Origin of the sequence: Saccharopolyspora shandongensis, from assembly GCF_900106995.1 — a bacterium.
GTDB lineage: Bacteria > Actinomycetota > Actinomycetes > Mycobacteriales > Pseudonocardiaceae > Saccharopolyspora > Saccharopolyspora shandongensis.
Map to the genome: position 1 here is coordinate 60,572 of NZ_FNOK01000052.1, position 9,114 is coordinate 69,685.

The window sequence follows — 9,114 nt, forward strand, 5'->3', positions numbered from 1 at the left end:
CATGAGCTGCGTGCTCGTCGATGCGACCGCGCGGGTCAGCCGGTGGCGCGGCGCACGTAACCGGCGATGAGGCCGTACATGCGCTCGGTGAGCGCGCGCGTGCCGAAGCTCATGATGTTGTAGCCGTGGTCCGTGCCGGCCACGTCGTGGTGCTCCACCAGCGCGCCCACGGCGTCGAGCGCCTCGGCGTACCTGATTCCCTCGTCGCGGAGCCGGTCGTACTCGCAGGTGATGACCACGGCGGGGGCGATCCCGGCGATGCCCGCCGCGTTGGTGCCCCAGGCGGGGGAGATGAGGCGGTTTCGCCGGACCTCGGGGTCGGGCGCGTACGCCGGGTCGAACACGTCCGACATCCAGGGGCGGATCACCGACTTGCCCGTGGGGCTCCGCTTGTGCGCGGCGTGGGTGACCAGGTCCAGCGGCGCGTAGTGCAGCACCTGGAGCGCGATCGCGGGCCCGCCGCCTTCGAGGGCGAGGCGGGCCGCGGCCGCGGCGAGGGAACCTCCCGCGCTCTGGCCGCCGACGCTCAGCCGCCGCCCGTCCCAGTCGCGGTCCTGCCGCGACGCCCAGGTGACCACGTCGAAGATCTGCTCCACCGGAATGGGGAACGGGTGCCGGGGCGCGACGGAGTAGTCCACGTTGAGCACGACGACGCCGGCCTCGGCCGCCAGGTAGCGGCACCACGGATCGTCCTGTTCGGGGTGCGCGATGACGAACCCGCCGCCGTGGACGTTGACGTGGACGGCCGGTTTCCCCGCTGAGAGGGGGAAGTACGCGGTGCACGTGACTTCGCCGTGGCGCGTCGGCACTTCGATGGTGCGCTTGCGTCCCGGAATCTCGTCGAAGCGCAGTTCCGGCTTCAGCCGGGGCGTCATGAGCCGGTTGAGCACCCGGGTCGCGATGTCGACGACGAACGGCTTCGACAGCAAGGACATTCCGGCTCCAGACCTCCACGAGCAGCGGCGTTTCCGGACCCTATCCAACCGCCCGCAACGCCGGGAGCGCCCGAGGTGCGGGGAACAGCAATGGACCAGCTGAGCGGAACGGTTGATCCCCAGAAGCCGTGCGGATCGGTGCCCCGAGGTTGGCAACCCGAGGCACCCACCGCGCGTCTCCCGGATGTAGGAGTTCACCGGCTGAGAGGCAGCGATGTCGAGGAGAACCGGAACGACCGTGGCCACGGCGCTGGTCGTGGTCGTGGGCACGGCGGGCACGGCGTTGGCGCAGGGAACCTGGACGAGTGAGGAGTTCCCGGCCAGGCCCGAGACGGCGTCCTACGTGTCCACCATGTCCAGTGGTGGCGGCGCGACCTGGGCGTTCGGCAGCTACAGCCCGCCCGGCTCGCCGACGTCCATCACCGCGCAGGCGTTCCGCCGCGAGGAGACCGGTCGCTGGGTGGAGGTGCCGGTGCCGAACGTCGGCCAGATCGTGGCCTCCGCGGTCACCGGCCCGGACGACGCCTGGGCGGTCAGCCAGTTCACCAAGGTCAGCCGGGGCGCCACGATCCACTGGGACGGGCAGGCGTGGACCGAGGTGCCGCTGGAGGTGCCGGACGCTCCCCGGATCTCGCCCCACGACGTCGCGGCCGTCGGGCCCGATGTCTGGGCCGTGGGCAACGCCTACCGCGACGGCGAATCCCCGCTCTCGCGGAGCTTCGCGGCGCGTTGGGTCGACGGCGGATGGCAGGGGGTTCCGCTGCCGCCCGCCACCGACGAGCAGAACTTCTCCAGCGTCGGCGGCGCCGCGCCGGACGACCTCTGGATGGCCGGCACGACCGTGGCGCGGCCGCAGCAGATCGTTTCGATGCACTGGGACGGCGCGCAGTGGAGCCACGTGCAGGTTCCGCCGGTGGACACGACCGACTCGGACTACCTCACCGTGCACGACGTCGCGGCCTTCGCACCGGATGACGTCTGGATCTCGGCGACCCAGAAGCCCTACGACACTCCCGGCGACGGCCAGCCGATCCTGATGCACTGGGACGGCAACCAGTGGAGCCGCGAGCAGGCCCCCGTGCCGCCCGGCGGCACCGGGAAGCTCGTGCACGCCGACGGCGCGCTGTGGAGCCTCGGTGCCGGTGCACTGCTGCGCTACGACGGCACCTCGTGGCAGCAGGTCGACGGGCCGCAGGAAGGTTCTCTCGGCAACGGTGCCGAACTCCCGGACGGCCGCCTGGTCGGCACCGGAAGCGCCGGAGATCCGATGACCCCGCAGCCGTTCGCCGCCGTCCAGAATCGCTGACGCATGGCCTTGTCCTGCGGTTTCACGATCCTGCCGGGTACTGGTCCTCTGTGGACGTTACCGGGGATCGAGAAGCCGCAGGGATCGTTAGCCGCGCGGCGCCCGAGCATCGCTGAGGAACGACTCGACGGCGTTCACGAGCTCACCGGGCGCTTCTTCCGGGACGTAGTGGCCGCCGGGAACGGCATGCCCGCTCACGGCGGCCGGATCGGCGTGGTGCTCCTGCCAGACGCGCACGACGTCGCGGCGGGCGAGGCCGCCTTCGGCGCCCCACAGGACGAGCAGCGGTGCTTGCAGCCGCAGCCCGCGGTCATGATCCGCCTCGTCGAGTTCGAGGTCCGTCGTGAAGCCTGTCCGGTAGTCCTCGAAGGACGCCCGCAGGTGCCCCGGATCGCTGAACGCGGCGACGTAGTGCTCGAACGTTTCCCGGTCGACGGCACCGGAATCGAGGACGCGGGCGAAGAAGTGGCCGAGGTACGCCTCGACGTTCCCCGTGATCAGCTTCTCCGCCAGCTCGGGCTGCCGGTGGAAGAACCAGTGCCACATCGCGCTCGCCGAGTCGATGTCGAACGAGCGCATGACGACCCTGGTCGGCAGGATGTCCAGCAGCACCAGCGAATCCACCTCCGCGGGCCGGTCGAGCGCCCACCGGTGCGCGACGCGGGCGCCCCGGTCGTGGCCGATCACCACCGCCGATTCGTGCCCGAGGTGGCGGATCAGCCCGCCCAAGTCGGCCGCGGTGGAACGCTTGTCGTAACCCGAATCGGCCAGCCCCGAGGCGCCGTACCCGCGCAGGTCCGGGGCGACGACGGTGCGGCCGCGGCTGAGCGGTTCCACGACGTGGCGCCAGCAGGCGCCGGTCTGGGGCCAGCCGTGGAGCAGCACGACGAGCTCCGGCCCGTCGCCGACGACCCGGTAGGCCAGCTCGACGTCGTCCAGGCGCACCGACTCGACGTTGTCCCGAAGCATGTTTCTCCCTTGTTGCACAAGCATTTTCCGAACAGTTCCAACAGTGGACATCAACCCGCGGCCGATGGGTGCCGGGCGAGCAGGTCGTCGAGCCGCGAACCGACGTCCGCGCAGTTCTGGCGCACGACCGACAGGAACGACGCGAGCACCGGCGACCGGTCGGTCACCCGGAAGGACATCTGCAGGTCCGGCAGCCGGAATCGCGGCGTGACATCGCAGAACCAGATGTCGTTGCGGGCGATCAGCCGCATGCGGTCGGGGCCGAGCCCGACCCCGGCGCAGCAGGCGGCGAGGCCGGCGATCGTGTGGACGTCCCGCGCCATCGTGGCGCCGTCGAGGGCGGCCGGATCCGGCCCGAACGCCGGCCGCAGGTAGGAGCTCACCGCGTCCGGGCTGGCGATGAGGTGCTCCTGGGTCAGCTGCTCCAGGTCGACGGACGGGAGCCCGGCGTACGGATGCGCCACGGACACGACGGCCACCAGGTGATCGGTCCCGATCGGCACGGTGACCAGGTCCTCCGCCCCGGCGCCGCGCGGGCTGCCCCGGCCCACCGCAACGTCCAGCTCGCCCGCGAGGAGCGCCGCCGCCGCGGTCGGGCTGTCCAGTTCCTGGAGCGCCAGCCGAACGGCAGGATGGGTGCGGCGGAACCTGCCGAGCACCCCCGGCAGGGGGTCGAGCAGCGCGGATCCGGTGAACCCGATCCGCAGCCGCCCGGTCTCCCCGCGCGCCGCGCGGCCCGCATCGATGCCGGCGAGCCTCATCTCGGCGAGCGCGGTGCGAGCCCGGGCGAGGAACGCTTCGCCGGCCGCGGTCGGGAGGACGCCACGAGAGGTGCGGTCGAACAGCCGCTCGCCGACCTCCCGTTCCAGGGCGGCGATCTGGGTCGACAGGGGAGGCTGGGCGATGCCCAACGACGCCGCTGCGCGACCGAAGTGCTGGTGCTCAGCGAGCGCGAGCGCGTAGCGGAGGTGGCGGGCTTCCATGCGCCCACGATACTTCCCGTGTATCACGGAGGGACTTGTGAGATATCGCGGTGGATGAGACCGGAGGGTGTGGTGTGACCTGAACGGGTCGAAGATCACCGCTCCAGAAGGGCCTCACCATGACCCGCCCGTCCTCTTCCGAGACCGTCGTCGTCCTCGTGCACGGCGCCTGGCACGCCGCGCTGCACTGGGCCGCGACGCAGCGAGCCCTCGCGCGCCACGGTCTCGCCAGCGTCGCTGTCGACCTCCCCGGCAGCGGGCTCGACGCGCCCGTCCCGACCGGCTTCCTCGCGCCCGGTCAGCCCGGGCTCACCAGCGAGAAGTCGGCGCTGAGCGACGTCACGATGCAGGACAGCACCGATGTCGTGCTCGACGCCCTCGTCGACGTCCGCACGCGGTACCGCAACGTCGTCCTGGTCGCCCACAGCGCGGGCGGCGGCCCCGCCTCGGCTGCCGCGGAGCAGGTTCCCGAACTCGTCGACCACGTCGTGTACCTGTCGTCGTTCGTCCCCGCCGGTCGCCCCCGGGTCGCCGACTACCTCGACGCCGCGGAGAACGCGACCGCCGTCCAGCTCCCGCCGGTCGGCGATCCGGTGGAGTTGGGAGCCTTCCGGATCAATCCGCTGTCCGCCGATCCGGCCGACGTCGCCGTCATCCGCCGGGCCTTCCTGAACGATCTGCCCGCAACGGCGCCGGATTCCTGGCGGCAGTTCCTGCACCCGGACCTGCCGCTGACCACCTTCACCACGCCGGTACCGGTCTCGCCCGAGCGCTGGGGGCGTATCCCGCGCACCTTCATCCGGCTGACCGACGACCTCGCGCTGCCGCCGGCCACCCAGGACCTGATGATCGCGGAAGCCGACCAGGTGGTGCCGGACCGGCCGATGGCGGTGCGCTCGCTGCCGGGCGGGCACTCGCCGTTCGTGACGCGGCCCGGAGAGCTGGCGACGCTGCTCGCCACCGTCGCCTTGCAGCCGACCACCCGATGACGGACCGGCGTTCCCCGGCAGGACGATTCGTCCTGCCGGTGGTCCTGTCCGGGGTCTTCGTCCAGCTCGTCAGCGTGACCGTCATGCAGGTGGCCGTGCTCGACGTGCAGCGGGATCTCGGTGCCGGCCCGGGCGAGAGCCAGCTCGTCCTGGCCGGCTACACCCTCACCTACGCCTGCTCGTTGATCCTCTCGGCGCGGCTGGGTGACCGGTACGGGTACCGGCGGATGTTCGTCACCGGGATGGCGGTGTTCACCGGTGCGGCGATCGGGTCGGCCGCGGCGCCCGAAGTCTGGCTGCTGGTCGCGGGCCGTCTGGTGCAGGGCGTCGGCAGCGGGATCATGGCCCCGCAGATCCTGTCGATCATCCAGTCGGTGCTGCCCGCGAGCCGCCGGCCCGCCGCGCTGAGCGCCTACGGCGCGACGATGGCGGCGGCGTCGCTGGCGGGCCCGTTGCTGGGCGGCGTCCTGATCGAGCTCGATCCCTTGGGACTGGGCTGGCGGGCCGCGATGCTCCTGACCGTTCCGGTCGGGCTCGCCGCGCTCCTGCTCTCGCCGTCGCTGCCGTCCGTCCTAACAGGACGGACCGGCGGGCGCATCGATTCGGTCGGAGCGGCCCTGAGCCTGATGGGGACGGCACTGCTGGTGCTGCCCCTGACGGTGGGGCGAGACGCGGGCTGGCCGATGTGGACGTGGGCGAGCCTGGCCTCGGCGGTGGCGGTGCTGGCCGGATTCGCGGTTTCCCAGCGAAGGGCGGCGGATCCGCTCGTCCACCCCGCCGCACTGGCCGACCCGTCGACCAGGTGGGGACTGGGCATCGTGCTCGTCTTCAACGCCGGGGTGCCCTCCTTCACCCTGCTGCTGTCGATGCACCTGCAAGGCGCGCAGGGCTGGAGTCCGATGCAGACGGCGCTGACCATCACCCCGTACGCCGTCGGGGCGCTCGGCGGCAGCGGTGTCGCGAACGTCCTCGGGAGGCGCTTCGGGGCCTGGACCCTGGCCGCTTCGGCGGTCGCGATGGGGATCGTGTCCATCGCGGTCGCGGCGACCATCCACGACCCGGCCACCCGGTGGGTGCTGTGGCTCGTCCTGGGCTGGGCGGAGTCGCCTTCGGGATGTTCACCGCCTCGGCGTTCACCCAGATCATCGCCAGGCTCCGAGCAGAAGCCGCCGTCTCGGTCTCGGGCCTGCTGCCGACGGCGCAGCAGCTCGGCGGCACGCTGGGCGTCACGCTCGCGGGCGTGGCCTACGCGGCGCCCGCCACGAGCAGCGGCGATGCGCTGTGGAATGCGATGACGTACGAGGCGGTGGTGTTCACCCTGGCCGCCGCCTTCGCACTCCGCCTGGTCGCCCGCCGAGAGACCGCCGGTCATCGGCAACCCACCGCCAACGCGGCGTAGCTCGGCGGCGCGCCGGAAACCGGCTGGCGCTGGTCAGAGGCTCGCGGTGTGGTCGGTGGTGTCCAGGGTGCGGGTGAGGGCGTGGGCTTCGTGGAGGAGGAGCGCTCCGAGGTCGGGTTGCCGCTCCGGGCGGAAGCGGGTCTCGATGCCGGTCAGCGTCAGGGCCCACGCCGGTCGTCCGGCGCGGTCGAACACCGCCGCCGCCATGCCCCAGCTCCCCTCGACCACCAGGCCGGGGTTGACGGCGTAGCCGTCGCGCCGGGTGCGGGCGATGCGGGCACGCACCGCCTCGGGGGAGTGCGTCTCGCCCCACCGGTCGGTCAGGTCGGTCCGCTCCAGGTAGGCGTCGATCTCCGCGTCGTCGAAGAAGGAGAGGATGACCAGGCCCGCGGAGACGACGCCGAGCGGGAACCGGGCACCCTCGTAGAGCACGAAGGACCGGATCGGGAAGTCGCCGTCCTCGCGGAGCAGGCACACCGTCTCATCGCCCCGCAAGGCCGAGAAGAACGCGCTCTCGCCGGTCTTCGCCGCCAGCCGGTGCACGCTCGCGCGGGCGTGATGCGTGACGTCGTAGCGGGTGCCCGCCGTCTGCCCCAGCAGGTACAGCTCGGGGCCGAGGAACCACCGGCCGGTGCGCCGGTCCCGGTCGACGAAGCCCTCGTCCGCCAGGGAGCTGAGCAGGCGGTGCACGGTCGGCCGGGGGAGGTCGGTGGCCCGGGCGAGGTCGCTGGTGGCCGCCCCCGCCTCGTTGACGGCCGACAGCGCCCGGAGCACAGAGCCGACCCGGCCGATCAGATGGGCGTTCGCGCTGGCGCTCATGCTCGCATTCTAGCGTCCACTGAGTGAACGCCTGGACCGGACGATGGTCATCCGATGAACAGATCGGCCGTCGTTCGGCCTTGTTTCTTGCGGTGAACAGCAGGTTGCTTCTTTACTGCTGCTGTTCGTCCAGCGGACCGATGAAGAGGTGATGAGTTGTCAAAGCTGCGCCCGAGTGCGGCGGAGGCACTGTCCGACGTGCTCGAAGACGGGATGACGATCGCCGTCGGGGGCTTCGGCCTGTGCGGCATCCCGAGCGACCTCATCGAGGTCGTCCGCGACAGCGGGGTCACCGGATTGACGTTGGTCTCCAACAACATGGGCGTCGACGGCAAGGGGCTCGGGCTGCTGCTCGAGAACCGCCAGGTCGCCAAGGTGATCGCGTCCTACGTCGGCGAGAACAAGCTGTTCGCCCAGCAGTACCTGGACAAGGAGCTGGAGGTGGAGTTCTCGCCGCAGGGGACGCTGTCCGAGCGGATGCGGGCCGGCGGTGCCGGCATCGCCGCGTTCTACACCCGCGCTGGCGTCGGGACCCCGGTGGCCGACGGCAAGCCGCTGGCGGAGTTCGACGGGCAGACCTACGTCCAGGAGCGGGGGATCATCGCCGACGTGGCGCTCGTGCACGCGCACACCGCGGACCCCGCGGGCAACCTCGTCTACCGGGCGAGCGCGCGGAACTTCAACCCGGTCGTCGCGACCTGCGCGAAGGTCACGGCGGTCGAGGTCGAGCACCTGAGCGAGGAGTACCTCGACCCGGAGCGGATCGTGACACCGGGCATCTACGTCGACCGGCTGGTCCTCGCCCGGCCCCGCATCAAGGACATCGAGAAGCGCACGGTGCGCCCCCACGCCACCACCCCGGCCGACTAGGAGCAACCCATGACCTGGACCCGCGACGAGATGGCGGCGCTGGCCGCCGCAGAGCTCCGCGACGGCGACTACGTCAACCTCGGGATCGGCATCCCGACGCTGGTCGCCAACCACATCCCGGACGGCGTGGAGGTGACCCTGCAGAGCGAGAACGGCATCCTGGGCCTGGGGCCGTTCCCGTTCGAGGGCGAGGAGGACGCCGACCTCATCAACGCCGGGAAGCAGACCGTCACGATCAACCCCGGGGCGAGCTACTTCGACTCCGCGGTCTCCTTCGGGATGATGCGCGGCGGGCACATCGACATCGCCATCCTCGGCGCGCTCCAGGTGAGCGAGGGCGGTGACCTGGCGAACTGGACCATCCCCGGTGCCCTGGTGAAGGGCATGGGCGGCGCCATGGACCTGGTCGTCGGCGCCCGCCGGATCGTCGTGCTCACCGACCACGTGGCCAAGGACGGCAGCCCGAAGATCGTCGAGCAGTGCACGCTGCCGCTGACCGGTGCGGCCGTGGTCGACCGGATCATCACGGACCTGGCGGTGATCGACGTGACCGCGGAGGGCCTCAGCCTGGTCGCGGTGGCCCCGGGCGTGACCGAGGACGAGGTCCGGGAGAAGACCGGGGCCGCGATCCGGCAGCCGGTCGCGACGGTGTGACGATCGGCCTGCTCGTCATTCCCGGGCAGGCGCAGCAATTCTTTGGCCGCAGCGGACAGGATTTGGGAGTAGAGCAGTGGGAAGTGCGCGAAGTGGTTCTGTGATCGTGGCGGGGGCTCGTACTCCGATGGGGCGGTTGCTGGGCTCGCTGAAGGGGTTTTCGGGTGCGGAGTTGGGTGGGTTCGCGATT

At 71.5% G+C, this 9,114-nt stretch carries 9 protein-coding genes; 5 read left to right on the forward strand and 4 right to left on the reverse strand.

Translation table 11 applies throughout. The features are described 5' to 3' along the window. Nucleotides 1-35: 35 nt before the first annotated feature. Nucleotides 36-935: an alpha/beta hydrolase fold domain-containing protein gene (locus BLW84_RS36370; RefSeq protein ID WP_177226882.1), complete on the reverse strand. Its 900-nt coding sequence runs from the start codon at nt 933-935 to the stop codon at nt 36-38. A 238-nt stretch (nt 936-1,173) separates the two neighbouring features. On the opposite strand from BLW84_RS36370, the gene BLW84_RS36375 reads away from it, so the two are divergent. After that, a complete protein-coding gene (locus tag BLW84_RS36375; RefSeq protein ID WP_245761634.1) occupies nt 1,174-2,241 on the forward strand; it encodes a hypothetical protein in 1,068 nt (355 codons plus the stop codon). Nucleotides 2,242-2,328: 87 nt separating this feature from the next. Here BLW84_RS36375 and BLW84_RS36380 read toward each other — a convergent pair whose 3' ends face one another. After that, nucleotides 2,329-3,210: an alpha/beta fold hydrolase gene (locus BLW84_RS36380; protein ID WP_093275161.1), complete on the reverse strand. Its 882-nt coding sequence runs from the start codon at nt 3,208-3,210 to the stop codon at nt 2,329-2,331. Between the two features lie 50 nt (nt 3,211-3,260). Then, nucleotides 3,261-4,193, reverse strand: a complete 933-nt coding sequence (locus BLW84_RS36385; RefSeq protein ID WP_093275163.1) for a LysR family transcriptional regulator — start codon at nt 4,191-4,193, stop codon at nt 3,261-3,263. Nucleotides 4,194-4,312: 119 nt separating this feature from the next. On the opposite strand from BLW84_RS36385, the gene BLW84_RS36390 reads away from it, so the two are divergent. Together BLW84_RS36390 and BLW84_RS36395 are read left to right on the forward strand one after the other, a co-directional pair. Beyond that, complete coding sequence (locus BLW84_RS36390; protein ID WP_093275165.1) at nt 4,313-5,182, forward strand: alpha/beta fold hydrolase; 870 nt, start codon at nt 4,313-4,315, stop codon at nt 5,180-5,182. Beyond that, nucleotides 5,179-6,477, forward strand: coding sequence for an MFS transporter (locus tag BLW84_RS36395; RefSeq protein WP_245761635.1), 1,299 nt, complete (start codon nt 5,179-5,181; stop codon nt 6,475-6,477). Before BLW84_RS36390 ends, BLW84_RS36395 begins: the two co-directional genes overlap by 4 nt. Before the next feature lie 137 nt (nt 6,478-6,614). Here BLW84_RS36395 and BLW84_RS36400 read toward each other — a convergent pair whose 3' ends face one another. After that, nucleotides 6,615-7,400: an IclR family transcriptional regulator gene (locus BLW84_RS36400; protein ID WP_093275168.1), complete on the reverse strand. Its 786-nt coding sequence runs from the start codon at nt 7,398-7,400 to the stop codon at nt 6,615-6,617. Between the two features lie 156 nt (nt 7,401-7,556). Here BLW84_RS36400 and BLW84_RS36405 point away from each other — a divergent pair, with 156 nt between their 5' ends. Both BLW84_RS36405 and BLW84_RS36410 read left to right on the forward strand, forming a co-directional pair. Further along, a complete protein-coding gene (locus BLW84_RS36405; protein WP_093275170.1) occupies nt 7,557-8,270 on the forward strand; it encodes a CoA transferase subunit A in 714 nt (237 codons plus the stop codon). A gap of 9 nt (nt 8,271-8,279) precedes the next feature. Further along, nucleotides 8,280-8,924, forward strand: a complete 645-nt coding sequence (locus tag BLW84_RS36410; protein WP_093275173.1) for a CoA transferase subunit B — start codon at nt 8,280-8,282, stop codon at nt 8,922-8,924. Nucleotides 8,925-9,114 lie beyond the last annotated feature (190 nt).

Excerpts from the sequence above, each read along its gene's own strand:
- BLW84_RS36370 (WP_177226882.1), bottom strand. The coding sequence starts at position 935 with ATGTCCTTGCTGTCGAAGCCGTTCGTCGTCGACATCGCGACCCGGGTG.
- BLW84_RS36380 (WP_093275161.1), bottom strand. The coding sequence starts at position 3,210 with ATGCTTCGGGACAACGTCGAGTCGGTGCGCCTGGACGACGTCGAGCTG.
- BLW84_RS36385 (WP_093275163.1), bottom strand. The coding sequence starts at position 4,193 with ATGGAAGCCCGCCACCTCCGCTACGCGCTCGCGCTCGCTGAGCACCAG.
- BLW84_RS36390 (WP_093275165.1), top strand. The coding sequence starts at position 4,313 with ATGACCCGCCCGTCCTCTTCCGAGACCGTCGTCGTCCTCGTGCACGGC.
- BLW84_RS36395 (WP_245761635.1), top strand. The coding sequence starts at position 5,179 with ATGACGGACCGGCGTTCCCCGGCAGGACGATTCGTCCTGCCGGTGGTC.
- BLW84_RS36400 (WP_093275168.1), bottom strand. The coding sequence starts at position 7,400 with ATGAGCGCCAGCGCGAACGCCCATCTGATCGGCCGGGTCGGCTCTGTG.
- BLW84_RS36410 (WP_093275173.1), top strand. The coding sequence starts at position 8,280 with ATGACCTGGACCCGCGACGAGATGGCGGCGCTGGCCGCCGCAGAGCTC.